The sequence below is a fragment of the uncultured Paraglaciecola sp. genome (assembly GCF_943787955.1).
Classification (GTDB): domain Bacteria; phylum Pseudomonadota; class Gammaproteobacteria; order Enterobacterales; family Alteromonadaceae; genus Paraglaciecola.
This window is the reverse complement of the sequence record NZ_CALSOK010000010.1, coordinates 132557-147536: the sequence shown is the minus strand read 5'-3', so window position 1 is coordinate 147536 and position 14980 is coordinate 132557. Positions and strand designations below refer to the sequence as shown.

At 43.6% G+C, this 14980-nt stretch carries 15 protein-coding genes; all 15 read right to left on the bottom strand.

All coding sequences use genetic code 11. The features are described 5' to 3' along the window. Nucleotides 1–2 precede the first annotated feature (2 nt). Complete coding sequence (gene nuoK, locus Q0Y52_RS08375) at nt 3–308, bottom strand: NADH-quinone oxidoreductase subunit NuoK (protein ID WP_297820570.1); 306 nt, start codon at nt 306–308, stop codon at nt 3–5. Further along, on the bottom strand, nt 305–838 hold the full coding sequence (gene nuoJ / locus Q0Y52_RS08370) for an NADH-quinone oxidoreductase subunit J (RefSeq protein WP_297820568.1): 534 nt from the start codon (nt 836–838) through the stop codon (nt 305–307). The genes nuoK and nuoJ overlap by 4 nt, the downstream gene beginning before the upstream one ends. Beyond that, the gene (nuoI, locus tag Q0Y52_RS08365) at nt 835–1368 is read right to left on the bottom strand and encodes an NADH-quinone oxidoreductase subunit NuoI (RefSeq protein ID WP_297820566.1); all 534 of its coding nucleotides are present in this window, start codon (nt 1366–1368) and stop codon (nt 835–837) included. The genes nuoJ and nuoI overlap by 4 nt, the downstream gene beginning before the upstream one ends. Next, complete coding sequence (gene nuoH, locus Q0Y52_RS08360) at nt 1353–2306, bottom strand: NADH-quinone oxidoreductase subunit NuoH (protein ID WP_297820564.1); 954 nt, start codon at nt 2304–2306, stop codon at nt 1353–1355. Before nuoH ends, nuoI begins: the two co-directional genes overlap by 16 nt. After that, nucleotides 2306–5107: an NADH-quinone oxidoreductase subunit NuoG gene (nuoG, locus tag Q0Y52_RS08355; RefSeq protein ID WP_297820561.1), complete on the bottom strand. Its 2802-nt coding sequence runs from the start codon at nt 5105–5107 to the stop codon at nt 2306–2308. The genes nuoH and nuoG overlap by 1 nt, the downstream gene beginning before the upstream one ends. 3 nt (nt 5108–5110) lie before the next feature. Next, nucleotides 5111–6379, bottom strand: coding sequence for an NADH-quinone oxidoreductase subunit NuoF (nuoF, locus tag Q0Y52_RS08350; RefSeq protein ID WP_297820559.1), 1269 nt, complete (start codon nt 6377–6379; stop codon nt 5111–5113). Continuing rightward, nucleotides 6372–6917 carry an NADH-quinone oxidoreductase subunit NuoE gene (nuoE, locus tag Q0Y52_RS08345; RefSeq protein ID WP_297820556.1) on the bottom strand — a complete coding sequence of 182 codons (546 nt, stop codon included), beginning with the start codon at nt 6915–6917 and terminating at the stop codon, nt 6372–6374. The genes nuoF and nuoE overlap by 8 nt, the downstream gene beginning before the upstream one ends. Further along, complete coding sequence (nuoC, locus tag Q0Y52_RS08340) at nt 6914–8668, bottom strand: NADH-quinone oxidoreductase subunit C/D (protein ID WP_297820553.1); 1755 nt, start codon at nt 8666–8668, stop codon at nt 6914–6916. Before nuoC ends, nuoE begins: the two co-directional genes overlap by 4 nt. Before the next feature lie 2 nt (nt 8669–8670). Next, nucleotides 8671–9315 carry an NADH-quinone oxidoreductase subunit B family protein gene (locus Q0Y52_RS08335; protein WP_271863547.1) on the bottom strand — a complete coding sequence of 215 codons (645 nt, stop codon included), beginning with the start codon at nt 9313–9315 and terminating at the stop codon, nt 8671–8673. Next, complete coding sequence (ndhC, locus tag Q0Y52_RS08330) at nt 9315–9704, bottom strand: NADH-quinone oxidoreductase subunit A (protein ID WP_297820547.1); 390 nt, start codon at nt 9702–9704, stop codon at nt 9315–9317. The genes Q0Y52_RS08335 and ndhC overlap by 1 nt, the downstream gene beginning before the upstream one ends. Before the next feature lie 194 nt (nt 9705–9898). Continuing rightward, a complete protein-coding gene (locus tag Q0Y52_RS08325; RefSeq protein WP_297820545.1) occupies nt 9899–10357 on the bottom strand; it encodes a hypothetical protein in 459 nt (152 codons plus the stop codon). A gap of 690 nt (nt 10358–11047) precedes the next feature. After that, nucleotides 11048–11788, bottom strand: coding sequence for a hypothetical protein (locus tag Q0Y52_RS08320; RefSeq protein ID WP_297820542.1), 741 nt, complete (start codon nt 11786–11788; stop codon nt 11048–11050). Nucleotides 11789–12111: 323 nt separating this feature from the next. Then, nucleotides 12112–12873: an SDR family oxidoreductase gene (locus tag Q0Y52_RS08315; RefSeq protein WP_297820539.1), complete on the bottom strand. Its 762-nt coding sequence runs from the start codon at nt 12871–12873 to the stop codon at nt 12112–12114. Next, nucleotides 12873–13781, bottom strand: a complete 909-nt coding sequence (gene mmsB, locus Q0Y52_RS08310) for a 3-hydroxyisobutyrate dehydrogenase (RefSeq protein ID WP_297820536.1) — start codon at nt 13779–13781, stop codon at nt 12873–12875. The genes Q0Y52_RS08315 and mmsB overlap by 1 nt, the downstream gene beginning before the upstream one ends. 19 nt (nt 13782–13800) lie before the next feature. Continuing rightward, complete coding sequence (locus Q0Y52_RS08305) at nt 13801–14955, bottom strand: enoyl-CoA hydratase/isomerase family protein (RefSeq protein WP_297820533.1); 1155 nt, start codon at nt 14953–14955, stop codon at nt 13801–13803. Nucleotides 14956–14980 lie beyond the last annotated feature (25 nt).

The following is a 14980-nucleotide window of genomic DNA, read 5'->3' as shown; positions in this document are numbered from 1 at the left end:
GTTTAGCCTCTCAAATCGTCTAGTTTGTCGATATCTAAATCGCCAATATGTTCACGCAAACGGATCAGCAAGGCCAGTCCAAGTCCGACTTCGGCTGCGGCAACACTGAGGATTAGAATATAAATCACTTGTCCATCGGCTTGTTGCCATAAGCTGCCAGCCAGAATAAAGGCCAGGGCACCTGCATTGAGCATGATTTCCATGGACATCAGCATAAATAAGGTGTTCTTGCGACTTAACAAACCGATAAGGCCAATGGCCCAAAGGATAGCAACCAGCACAAAACCATGTTCAATAGGTACTGTCATAACTTATGGGCCTGTTTTTTAATAGCTCTTTGGGGAAGCTCTTTGGCTAAGTGATAACCACCCACTAACCCTGCCAGTAATAAGAAAGACGCAATCTCAACAGCCAATAAATACGGGCCAAACAATAAACTACCTACCGCTCTAGCATCCACTAATTGCACATCACTAGTAGACCATGCCTGATGGGATTGCAGCACCCATATCACTTCAGCCAGTAATACCATCACTAACGCTGAAGGACCCACCCAATTCTGCCACTTCAGCCACTGACTTTCTCGGTCGATGTCTGACTGGTTGATGTTAAATATCATCACCGCAAACACAAATAACACCATAATGGCCCCGGCATAAACGATGATCTGTAAGGCCGCAGCAAAAGGCGCACCAAGTAAATAGAAACACATCGCCAAAGCCAACAAACTCACCACCAAATATAACAGAGCATGCACCGCATTTTTATTGGTCACTACAAACAGGCTGGCGACTATTGCAATGCTGCCACTCACATAAAATAATAATTCAGCATTCATGGCATTAAACTCCTGATATCCACAGGGGGTGTCTCATTGTCGGCTTCGCCTTTGTCTTTACCTTTAATCGTTATTCCGGCTTTATGGTAGAAGTTGTAATCGGGATATTTACCTGAGCCGCCTATCAGTAAATGTTCTTTTTCATACACCATGTTTTGCCGATCATATTCAGCCATTTCCACATCAGGGGTAAGTTGGATCGCATAGGTAGGGCAAGCTTCTTCACACAAACCACACATAATACAGCGCGAGAAATTAATTCGAAAAAAATCGGCACGCCACCGTCCCTGATCATCTTCGGTTTTCTGTAGGGATATACAGTCAACCGGGCAGGCCACGGCACATAAATTACAAGCCACGCAACGCTCTTCCCCATCGGGATCGCGGGTAAGCACGATGCGGCCTCGATATCGAGGCGCTAAATAAGGTTTTTGTTCTGGATATTGCACCGTATCGGTTCTATCAAACAAATGTTTGAATACAGTCCACATGGTTCTAATTTGAGAATACATGGTTAAAATTCTCCCCATAGTTGAACGACGGCGGTGCCCACTAAATTCAGCAAGGCAAGGGGTAACATCCACTTCCAACCAAATTCCAGTAATTGATCAAAGCGTGGACGAGGCAGGGATGCACGCAGCAGAATAAAGAAACAGATTAACCCCATGGTTTTTAATACAAACCACACAAAAGGGGGTAACCAAGGGCCCAGCCACCCACCTAAAAACAAGGTGGTGATCATCATTGAAATTAACATCATACCCAGATATTCACCGAGGAAAAAAAGGGCAAATTTGATCCCGGAATATTCGGTGTGAAAACCTGCTGCCAGTTCGGTTTCTGCTTCTGGTAAGTCGAAAGGCAGGCGATGGCTTTCTGCCACACCGGCAATGATAAAAATCACAAAACCAAGAAATTGCGGGATGAAGTACCACATGCCCTCTTGTGCTAAAACGATGTCACTGAGTTTAAAGCTACCACTTAAGATCACCACGCCAAGCAAAGACACCCCCATAAACACTTCATAACTAATGGTTTGTGCGGCTGCCCGCATGCCGCCCAATACCGCATATTTATTGTTAGACGCCCAACCAGCCAACACCACCGAGTAGACTGCCATTGAGGTCATGGCGAGAAAAAAAAGCAAACCAATATTGCTGTCTGATACCACTAAACCTGGCGCCATGGGGATAACTGCAAAACTCATTAATATGGCCATTGCACCAATCAGTGGTGCCAATACAAACACTGGGCGGTCGGCAAAAGGTGGGATCCAGTCATGTTTGAATAGGATTTTTATTAAGTCAGCCAAGGATTGTAAAATGCCAAAATAGCCAACCCGATTGGGGCCATAACGTTGTTGAAAGAAGCCTAATAAACGCCTTTCAAACCAAACCAACATAGCGGCAGTAGGCACCAGAATAGCCACCATAGCGGCGATCAATATGATCAAATCTAACTCTGGCATCAGACAACTCCCTCAATGAAGTGAATGGGAATAGTGTGGTCTTGGGCCAGCATATTTTGAAGCTGAGTCTGCTTTTGGCTAGCCTGATGAGCGAGGGCACTTTGTAATTTATCAGTATATTCTTGGCTTTGTTTGGCAGTCGCAAGTGTTAACTGTTCGCAATGCCGAAGCGGGAAATATTGGTCTGCCGGAACATATATCAACAGGCTATTAGTAGGGACTTGAGGGTCAAAAACGACGTGAAAAAGTGTTGCGTTATTATCGCAATATACCAGCTGCCCTGCCGCTATGTTAAGTTTTTGTGCTTGTGCCTGGCGCATGACTATTTGTGCTTGCACCTTAAGTTGGGCAACTGGGAAGGCATGTAAACTTAGATTGTCGCTGCCAAACACTTTTTGTAGAGGCAATAGTTGCCATTTTGCCTTATTAGCTTTAGACCATTGTGGTGACCATTTAAACCATTGATTCTTTTGCACGGCAATTACGCAGCGCACTCCGCCTTGGGCAGCCAGCGTGTCACCGCGATATTCATCTCGAAATTTATGGTTTGATTGATTTGAATTCCAGCCTGGCGACCAGCTATATGCCAGTGGTTGCTCACTATCTTGCCCTGCTTGTGCCCCCTCCATACTGTGTTTATAGGGAGCCCCCACTTCTTCGAAGGGTTTTGGCTCGTGCACCGTTTGGTTTGCCAACATAGCTGTGCGGCCACTGACTCTTTGAGTTTGTAAAGCCAACTGTCCATGATGTTTTTGCCAATGAGCGGCTAAGTGTAAATACAGATTGCTGATCTTGTCTCTTAACTGCCCTAAATCGCTAATACTACCCAGCGTATGCTTGCGCAACTTGGCAATATTAACTAACCACTGCCAGGCCGGTAAACATTGGCCTGAGGGTTTAGTGGCCGGTAAGTATGATTGCAGCAGTCCCTGATAATTAATTTGTGAACCACTACACTCGCTAAAACTGGATATGGGCAAGATCACTTCATCTATAACATGACTGTCTTGAGAAGGTCGTTGTGAAGCTCTGCCTAACTGGCTTAATCGCACTATGTGCGCTGCATTAGATCTAAGTTCATCGAATTGCTTGTCAAACTGAGGATCACTGTGATCAAGCACCAAAAGATTGGTTTTTGCGACGGTTAATTTTGTCTTTAGTTGCTCAGCAGATAAATAACCTTGTTGCATAAGAAGTCCTAGAGCCAGTGTATTGGCTTCAGGTGACACAATGCATAACATACTGTGATCTTGGTCTGGTTTTATGCTTCTCAGCGCCTGGCGAATATTGGCGGCAGCAGCTAACAATGCCGGATTGTTTGCAGACCAACCGGTCACTATCAATGGGCGTTTAGCTGTTTTTAGAATGTCCACCAGCAATAGGGTTTGTTCATCAACTTTTCTGGATTTAGGTTTAGGGGCTTTTTCGTTTAACAAATTGGCTAATATAAAGCCTTGTTCTGCAGCACGTTTATCGTCACATAGCAGATGTATTGTGGCTTGTTGACTCAGATCACTTTGCCCATAACCTAAGTAGGCCAATGGCACGGGATGATGTGGTGCAATGGCGCGAACTGCTGCATCTTGCCAGCCAGGCACACGTAATTTTACGGCTTGTTCACGGGCATTATTTAATAACGCCTGACGAATGGATAATGCGATACGCGGTGCGCTGTTGTTGACATCCTCACCGAGAATAATGATAGCATCAGCTTGCTCCATTTCAGCCAAACTGGCACTCGGCCATTGCGCTAAAATGTTCATGTGGGTGGCCAGTAGAGTTTCCTGATTTGAGTCCAGGCCCAGGCTGAAATTTTCTGCACCCACAAATTGTTGCAAGGCAAAATTATCTTCCAGACTAGCTTGGCTGCTGCCTATACCCAGCCAAGGTGCTGAGTCTGTTAGTATGGCGCTAATCCCTGAGTCGGCCCAGTTTGCTGTTTCGCCCTTAAGTAAAATGTGTTTTCGACGCAGATCACTGTCTACAAAACCAAAACCAAAGCGGCCACGATCACACAGAAAATAACCATTGAGGTGTTCGTTAAATCGGTTGGTAACCCGTCTAACCGAGCCATAACGTTCAGACAGACTGGTGTTACAACCCACTGAGCAATGTTGACAAACTGAAAGGGCAGTTTGTAAGTCCCATTTGCGGGCATAGTGATCACCAAAAGGTTTGTCAGTAAATACCCCTGTCGGACAAACTTCAACCAAGTTTCCTGCAAACTCACTTTGCAATACCCCGTCTCGCTGTCGACCAAAATAGACATGATTTTTTGACGCTTGTGCGGCTAAATCAGTGCCTCCAGCATAATCTTTATAGAAACGTTCACAGCGATAACAGGTAATGCAGCGATTCATCTCATGTTTGATTAAAGGTCCTAAATTTTGATTTTTAAAGGTCGTTTTTTTACCTTTGTAACTTCGCTCGTGATGCCCAGCCATGACGGTCATATCTTGTAAATGACATTCTCCACCCTCAGCACAAACAGGACAATCATGGGGATGATGGGTCATCAGTGCAGCGATAACCTGATCGCGAAATTCTTTTTCAGCCGGTTGTTGCATACTCACCCGCATACCCTCTGATACCGGTGTCATGCAGGCTACAATTAATCGACCACGGGTGTCGTTTTCATCTTGATATTGGGTCATGGCACATTGTCGACACGCACCCACTGAGCCCATTGCCGGGTGCCAGCAAAAATAGGGTAAGTCTAGTTTCAGAGAAAGACTGGCCTGCAACAGATTTTGTCCGTCGTGAACCGTATATTGCTGATTATCGATAAAAATTTTAGCCATAAATTAATGTCTGTGAGGACACCCCTTGTGATCAATATGCTGCTGAAAATCATCGGCAAAGTATTTTATACCACTGCGCAACGGTTCGACTGCACCAGGTGCTAGAGCGCAGAATGTCTTACCTATCCACATAAAGCCGCATAGCTGCAGTAAGGCGTCGATATCATCTTGGGTACCATGACCATTTTCTATGCGGGTTAAAATTTCAACGGCCCAGGGCAATCCGTCTCGACAAGGTGTGCACCAGCCACAGGATTCTTGGGCAAAAAATTGCAATAAATTAAGCACCATACCCACCGGACAATGCTTATCATCTAGGGCGATAATAACACCTGTCCCCATTCGACTACCGGCTTTGGCAATGGCGTCATATTCCATCGGAATATCCAAATGTTCAGGCAGTAAAAAGTCGGTAGAAGCGCCACCAGGTAACCAGCCGCGTAAGGTTAATCCGTCTTGCATACCGCCGCCTAATTTTAGGATCTCACCTGCTGTAGTACCCATGGGTAGTTCCCATAAACCAGCGTTTTTGACTCGGCCGCTGATCCCATAAATTTTGGTGCCGGTGTCGGCTCCGCTTGATAATTGCTGGTACCAGTCGACACCATTTTTTAAGATGCAAGGCAGGTTACATAGGGTTTCGCAGTTATTGACTATGGTTGGACGGCCAAACAACCCCACAACTTGTGGGAATGGCGGTTTAGCACGGGGGTTGGCGCGCTTGCCCTCTAATGCATTGATTAGTGCGGTTTCTTCACCGCATATATAACGCCCTGCGCTGGTGTGAAGATGTAATGTGAGCGAGTAGTGGCTGCCATTAATATTCGCGCCAAGTAATCCTGCTGATCTTGCTTCATCTATGGCTTGTTGCAAGCGAGTGGCGCACAAGCGGTATTCACCGCGCAAAAAAATGTAGGCTACATCGGCACCTATGGCGTAGGCCGCAATCATCATGCCTTCAATCAGTAAATGCGGCGAACCTTCCATCAGCCAGCGGTCTTTGAATGTGCCGGGCTCCATTTCATCTGCATTACACACCAGGTATTTATGTTGTGGTGCGCCATCGCCCATCGGTACAAAACTCCACTTCATACCAGTCATAAAACCTGCACCACCACGCCCTTTGAGCTTGGAGTCTGAAACTTGTTGTTGCACGTTCTGAGGCGGCATCTTTAAAGCATTGTAGAATCCTTGATAACCTCCCGTTTTTTGGTAAGCCGTTAGACTTTGTGGGCTGTTGATGTCCAGATTTTGGCTCAATGGCTTATGCATTTCCGCCTCCTTTGAGCCCTTGTAGCAGCTTGTCAATAACGCAGCTATCCAGACTTTCAACCAATTCTCCGTCTAACATCAATGCAGGCGCTTTATCACAGCAACCTAAACACACATTGGGAAGCAAGGTAATGTTGCCATCTGCCGTGGTTTGACCAAATTCAATATTAAGGGTCTTACGTAAATGATCAGCAATGCTTTGATAATCATGTAACCAGCAACTAATACTATTGCACAGGTGAATAACGTGTTGTCCCACAGGCTGGCGATAAATAAGATTGTAAAAAGTAGCGATACCTTCCAATTCGGCTGCAGACATACCTAAGATATCGGCAATGGCGTATAGGCTTTCGTCACTTATCCAGCCGCGTTCTCGCTGCACTATTTGCAGGGCATCTATGGCGGCAGCGGGGCGACTTTCGTACAAAGCACATTCATGTTCAATAGCAGAAATTTCAACTTTATTGAGCCACTTGCGATAGTCAACTTTTACTTCTGCCTGTGGATCTATCAAGGTGATAGGAATAGTTTTGTTCATCGGTCTACATCCGCCATAACAAAATCAATGCTACCAATCGTCGCTATCAAATCCGCGATCATTTGCCCTTTAGCCATCACGGGGATCATTTGCAAGTGAGGGAAAGAAGGGGTTCGAATTCGGGTACGATAACTCATCGTGCTGGCATCACTGGTGAGATAATAAGCATTGCTGCCCTTGGTCGCTTCCACTTCTACCATTGCTTCGCCTGCGGGAATAATAGGCCCCCAACTGACACTTAAAAAGTGTGGAATGAGGCTATCTATGTCTTGCATGGTGCGATCTTTAGGCGGTGGGGTGGTCAGTGCATGGTCAGCTTTGTATGGCCCTTCGGGCATATTGTTCACACATTGACGAATGATACGCATGCTTTGGCGAATTTCTTCGACCCGCACGGCACATCTGTCATAAGCATCACCACGTGAGCCAAGTGGGACTTCAAAATCAAAATTTTCATATCCACTATAAGGGCGTTTTTTGCGAAGATCCCAGTCAAAGCCGGTGGCGCGTAAACCTGGTCCGGTGACTCCCCAGTTAATAGCAGTAGCGGTATCGTAAGCTCCTATTCCTACCGCTCTTTTTTTGATTAAACTATTTTGCATCACCATCTGATCGTAGTCAGCCATTCTGGCCGGCATATAATCAAGCCATTCGGTAACCATCTTGTCCCAACCCTTGGGTAAGTCGGCAGCTAGGCCGCCAATTCGGAACCACGCCGGATGCATGCGTGCGCCGGTAATAGCTTCAACAATGCCAAACAGTTTTTCCCTGTCCACAAACATATAAAATATCGGTGATAGCGAACCAATGTCTTGGGCGAAAGTACCATAGAATAGCAAATGGCTAAGAATGCGGAACATTTCTGACATCATCACGCGGATAACTTTGACCCGTTCTGGCACCTCAATACCCGCAAGTTTTTCTATCGCCATCACGTATGGCAGGTTATTCATAACCCCGCCCAGGTAATCGATGCGGTCAGTGTAGGGAATGTAAGAATGCCAGCTTTGGCGTTCTCCCATCTTTTCTGCACCCCGGTGGTGGTAGCCGATATCAGGAATAGCCTCGACAATTTCTTCACCATCGAGCTGTAACATGATCCTAAACACACCGTGTACACTGGGGTGGTTGGGCCCAAGATTAAGCCACATAAATTCTTCAGGATGGCCTTTTGGCTCAAGCCCCCAATCAGCGGGGCTAAATTTTAATGCTTCTTGCTCTAAGTCACGCATATCATCTGGCAAACTGTATTCACCCATCTCAGTGGCACGGGCTGGGTGAGTTTTACAAAGAGGATGGCCTTGCCATGTGGTCGGCATCATTATTCGGCGCAAACAAGGATGACCGGTAAATGTAATCCCAAATAAGTCCCAGACCTCACGTTCGTACCAATTGGCGTTCGGCCAAATGGAAGTGATACTGGCCAGAGATTTTGCTTCTTGTGGTAGCGCCACTTTAATCCGTAAGTCCTGATTGCGCGAGTATGAGCGTAATAGGTAGACCACGGTAAAATCTCGTCGCTGAGACAATACATTATGTTGGCGTGTGGTTTCGTCGATGGCAGTCAAATCGAACAAAAAATTAAAGGGTGCGGAGAGTTTAGAACGCAAGGCATCACACACAACCACAATATCATTTGCCTCTACCCATAGGGTTGGGATTTCATCGGCGGTGGTTTCTTCTTGCAAGTGAGAGCCTGCCAACAATAGCTGAATTTCGTTGAATAAACTTTTCTTCGAAGGTTGCCCCATGCTTACACCCTGTCCGGTGGCGTGAGATCTCGAGCACGCATACGCTCGCTATTATGAATATCTCTTTGACTAGGCTTTTCAATTTGACTGACTTGGCTGTCTTCACCAATGACCCAACTAAGCGGTCGTTGCTCACGACCAATTGCATCTTGTAACAACATCAAACCTTGCATCAAGGCTTCAGGGCGGGGTGGACAGCCGGGTACATACACATCAACGGGTAAGATTTTGTCTACGCCCTGAACCACAGAATAGATGTCATACATACCACCCGAATTGGCACAACTGCCCATGGATATGACCCACTTAGGTTCGAGCAATTGGTCATACAGATGCTTCACTACGGGCGCCATTTTGCGAAATACGGTACCTGAAATGACAATTAAGTCAGCTTCTCTTGGCGTAGCACGGATCACTTCTGCCCCAAAACGGGCGATGTCGTGTCGTGCGGTAAAACTGGTGGCCATTTCTACATAACAGCATGACAAACCAAAGTTAAAAGGCCAAATTGAGTTTTTTCGTCCCCAATTGACCATATTGTTCAAGGTGGTAAAGATCACGTTCTTTTTTATATCTTCCCTTACCGATTCATCTATTACTGGCAGCTGTTTTGGCACCATATTTGGGTCGCTGAGATTCCAATCCATTAGTGTTGCTCCGGTATGTGTCTTTTAAGAATGTTTAATGCGCCAATTCGCCACAAATACACCAAAGCGACGAGTAGAATAAGCATGAAAATTAATGCTTCGATAAAGCCAGTGACTCCAACCTGTTCAAAGGAAATAGCCCAAGCAAATAGAAACAAGGTTTCTAAATCAAAAATGACAAAAAATATGGCGTATAAAAAGTAGTGATTAGCAAACTTTACTCGGGCATTGCCCAAAGACAGAATGCCAGACTCGTAGGGTAAATGTGTAGAATGCCCGCGGGTTCGGGGACCCAACAAAGACGATGCAAACATGACAGCGCCTAATAAAACCAATGTAAAAGTGAAATACAGCAGAATTGGCCACAGTTCAACCAGTGCTTGTGTCATAAACAACATTACTCCAAAAATTAATTAGTTCTTTCGATCATTATTGTCGAAATTACCTTTTTGGACTTATCACTTAAAACGTCCGTAAAGGCGCGACTAAAATTAACTATAAAATATTTTGTTCTTCAAAGTGACTTACCAATGGGTTGACTATAAAAAGTTGATAGATCACAGGTCACGTTTCAACATAATGTTTACATGTCCATCATTGAATATATGTCGATGGATAATCGTTTTTTCTCTTCCACCATATTTAGGTGTAAATTTTCAAATAATTCTTGAACCACTGCGCAGTCCACCGTCACCAACATTCCTTCATAAAGCTCACAGAAATATTCGTCAAAACGATTAGCCAACACTTCCACATCATCAGAACTAATTTGGTTGCGATCAAATTCGATGGTAAATAAATTCTCTGTACTGCGTTCGTGATCAAATTGAAAAAAAGTATTAAGTATTTTAGCTGGCGCCTTTTGTACATAACTTTTCATGGAATTTGATAGTTGGGTTTCATGTTTGACTAACGTATTAAGGAACATTTTGACCCTCTCACCATCAGCTTCACCCGACAACTCATCATAAAATGATGCGGTGCGGGCGTGTAATTGTTGATTATGTAGTAATAAATCTTGCACCTGAGAGAAGTGACTCATTGATGTATTTCCTATTTCATAACTAGCAATATTGATATTAGTAGACGATTAAAAAAGGCTTAGAAAATTAACATTTTTTTAACATAGCTCATATTTCATACAGAAGATACTGAAAAATATGTTGATTTTTTATACTAGCTGGCTTTTTGTTGAGAAAATTAGCAAAGATAGCTTGGTAAACATGCTGACTTATTGAGGGTTACTTTTTTCGGGCAGAGTCAGTTAGTAAGCAAAATGAAGACCCTGTAGGTATTATAATTTTATTTGCTTACACGAAATCTCTTGGTTGAAGGAATTAGTTTTGTGGGATACCCAAGTCCTGGTTGTTTAAGTGTTATGACGGACCAATACTGATAAAAACCAACCAACATTTGAGCTTTTTATCGCGTTTTTACATTCGTTCAAATAACATCCTGTTAATGTGCAAACAACTAAAAATAACCTAGGAGGTGAGAGGAAGAAGTGACAAATACACTTGGGCACAATTCAGACGATTTCCATCACTTTAGAACGTGATTTTATCTTTAACGCAGTCACCACGACGCACAGGGTTAAGCGACAAACGCAGCAGGAAACACAATAATAAATTTTTAGGCAATAGATGTAAAAGTACAAACATTGGTTGCAAACATTACATCAGTTTGACTTTTAATGTATGACGCGCCATGTAAATTAAAATCTGTGGCTATTTCAACTTCCCTTCAAGTTTTGTTGATACAACTGTTCGCACATGAAATTATAGAGTGGGACATTTTGCTGGATAACTTTATCGATACGTGAAGGTAATGGTCTTGCCTTTACATCTCTTTTTGTATCCATAAATCCACTACTATTAATAGCGTCGATGTGCCAAGACTCCCTTCCTTTCCAGTCATCTCTGGAGCCTGGTTGCCAATCTAAAACACCTCTAGGCATAACATGGTTAATAGAATCAAAGAAGCGACTCACAGTTTTGATTGGGGACGTTATGAGGCGTTCAGCATCTACAATGAAAGGCTTCTTCCCTGTTAATTTAGATATTCTTTTAAATAACGTGATTTGCCCCTCAAATCCTGTCTCATTTTCATGGAAGTTCTCTCGCATTTTGTAAAGCGAAGGGATGGATAAATTGGGGTGTCTTATTAAAAAAGTATGTTTGGCTGATAATATCTGATGATCTAGAATAAAGGGAGTGACATGGTAAGCCATATCTTTGACAAAAACCGGCTGTTGCAGACTATTATGAGAGAGTGACTCAAAAACATGATTGAAATTGCTCTGGGTTATTTGAACATCATTTGATGAGAGCATTCCTTGTTTATAAATATCGATAAATGGCTCCCCAATGACATTAAATTGATCAGTATTCACCATCATTTTTTCGAATGCGGTACTTCTTGACCGAGGTACACACCAAAGAAAATGAAGTGGATGATTAACTGATTTTGTCAAAGAGAATTTCCAACCGAGTTTTATTGTTGCTGCTCTTAACCAATAGCCTAATAATGCACAAACCTAATAGCAATAAAAATCGGTTCAGTCACAATATTGTGAGCTGATTCGAATAATTAATTTTTAGCATCCGATATGATAAAATTTATAATTAATACTCAATATTTCCAATGACCGCCTTCTCAGTTGCACTAAGTTTGGGCCCCTACTCATTGGGGAGATTCAGATAAACCAGTACATTAACAGTTGATTTACCTGACAGGTGAGTAGATGTTTTACGCCTCATCATTTGTTGCTACGCAGCTCATATTGTTTTGATATTTCTACACCCGAGTCCCACCATCTAATTCTAAAGTCCGCCCCGTAAAATAATCATTCTCAAAAATAAACTTAGCCGCATGCGCCAGCTCTTCCACTTCAGCTAAACGTTGTGCAGGGATGCTTTTGATAAACATTTCGCGCATTTCAGGGCGCATTTGTGCGGCCATGGCGGTTTCGACTAAGCCAGGCGCAATACAACCAGTACGAATACCAAAACGGGCGAGTTCTTTGCTCCATGTTACTGTCATAGTCGCCACTGCCGCTTTAGATGCAGAGTAGTTGGTTTGTCCCGCATTTCCAGCGCGAGAGACAGAGGAGATATTCACTATGACACCTTTGCTTTTGGTCTCAACCATTTGTGCAGCCGCTTCGCGACTACACAAAAATGTACCTGTGACATTCACATCTAACACTGATTGGAATTGTTGTAGCGGCATTTTATCGACGACTTTGCCTTCTTTCACTTTAAGCAACATACCATCACGCATGATGCCCGCACTGTTGATCAAACCATTGATTTGGCCAAAATCTGCAGCCACTTTTGCAAAGGTTTCTTCTACTTGTTTTTCGTCAGTGACATTCACCACGTAACCATAGGCTTTGACTCCAAGCTTTTCAATATCGGCAGCCGCTGCTGCAACAGCCTCTGCTTGCAAATCTAACAGGGCAATATGCGCTCCTTTTTTAGCCAATTCTTCAGCCATGGCTTTACCCAAGCCTTGGGCTGCACCTGTGATAACAATCACTTGATCTTGTAAATTCATTACGACTTCTCTTGCTTAGAATATAAATTAAAAATACTGGAAAAATCCAGTTGTCCGTTACCTTGCATACTATGCATATTATACAAACTTTGCGCCAGCGCTCCCATAGGTGTAGTCGATTGGCTTTTAATACCCGTGTCCATAGCAAGGCCTAAATCTTTTTTCATCAAATCTACTATAAAACCGCCTTGATAATCATTGGATGAAGGCACATTTGGCATCACATCAGGACATGGATTATACAATTCTAAGGTCCAGTTTCTGCCAGAGCTTTGTAACATAATATCTGACATCACCTTAGGATCTAGTCCATTATCAATCGCCATTTGTAACGATTCACAGGTGCCTAACATCAAAACTGACAACAACATATTGTTGCATATTTTGGCTATTTGCCCAGCCCCGTGATCACCAGCATGGAAGATATTTTTGCCCATAGCCTGTAAAATAGGTAAGGCAGTAGCATAATCTTGCTCTTTCCCACCCACAATAAAAGTCAGAGTTCCCGCCGTTGCGCCGCTTACTCCTCCCGATACCGGTGCATCAATACAATGGATACCCTTTTCTGCCAACTTAGTGGCAACCAATTGTGAAGTTGAAGCATCAATGGTGCTCGAATCAATCACCAAAGTGCCTGATTTTAACTGGCTAATAAGTCCATTTTCAGCAATGTAAAGTGACTCAACATGTTTACCTGCCGGCAGCATGGATATCACTACATCAACATCCTGAATAACCTCTAAAGCAGAATTTGCAGGGTTGGCACCCGCTTGTTCGAGGTTGTCCATAGCGGCTTGCACTAGGTCAAATACACATACAGCATAACCCGCTTTTAATAAATTGAGCGCCATAGGAGATCCCATATTGCCCAAACCAATAAACGCTATTTTTGGTAGTTGTTTTTGCATTTTTATTACCTGCTTTTTATTAATCTGTGCCTAAATGCGCTAGAGGATGGGCGTCTTGTATCCAAACATTTTCAAAAAAATACACAATCACCTCTTGGGGAACTTGATCAACAGATTTAAAACGCCAGTTGGGTTGATGATCTTTCTCAATCAACAGCGCCCTAACGCCTTCTTGAAACTCACCAAACTCACCACATTTACAAGACAAAGATAATTCCATTTGAAAACATGCTGCTAAGGTCATGTCTTTGCCTCTTCGCAGCTGTTCGAAGACCAAATGTGCAGTGATAGGTGACCCAGCACTTAAGGATTTTTGTGCTTTGCTTAGCCATTTATTATCGTCAGCATTAACTGACATTATGAATTCAACGGCTTGCGATACATCAGTTTGAGACGCCAAATTTGTTAACCAATTCTGATTATCGATAAGGTTACCTTGGGGCAATTGCCCACTATGCAAAGTGTGAAAACCTTCGCAAATGCTCGACAGAATTTGGTGTAATACATCCTCTTGCCAATTTGCAGCTAACAAGCGGGTAAAAAAATTCACTTTTGCATCGTGGGGCACAAAGTAGTCGGCCAAACGGCAATATATCGCATCGGCTGCATTAATGAATGCTCCTGTCAGGCCTAAAAACAGACCACAGCCTGCTGGCATTTTATTTAAAAAGTAGCTACCACCTACGTCTGGATATAAACCGATACTGATTTCAGGCATAGCAATGCGCGAGGTTTCTGTGACAACTCGGTGACTGCCGCCACTCATCAAGCCCACTCCCCCTCCCATAATAATACCATTTCCCCACACTAAAATAGGTTTAGAAAACGTGTGAATGAGGTAATCGAGTTGGTATTCCTGGGTGAAAAAAGCTTGTAACGCGAAATTATATTTAGCATCAGGATTTTCTTTAATAGATCCCCAATCCTGCATCGACTTGTACATCGACACAATATCGCCACCGGCACAAAAAGCCCGTTCTTCACTTCCATCTAAAAACACCATAGCAACCTTGGGATCTTGTTGCCATTTCTCTAATTGCGGTGTGAGCAAATTGATCATGGGCAAATCTAGGGCGTTAAGCGAAGCGGGTTTAGTTAACGTGGCATAACCAATTTTAAAACCATTTTCGGTGGTTAATTCCTCAAAAATCACCGGTGCATTATCACTATACATAATATTCCTAATTTAACAGTGGTAC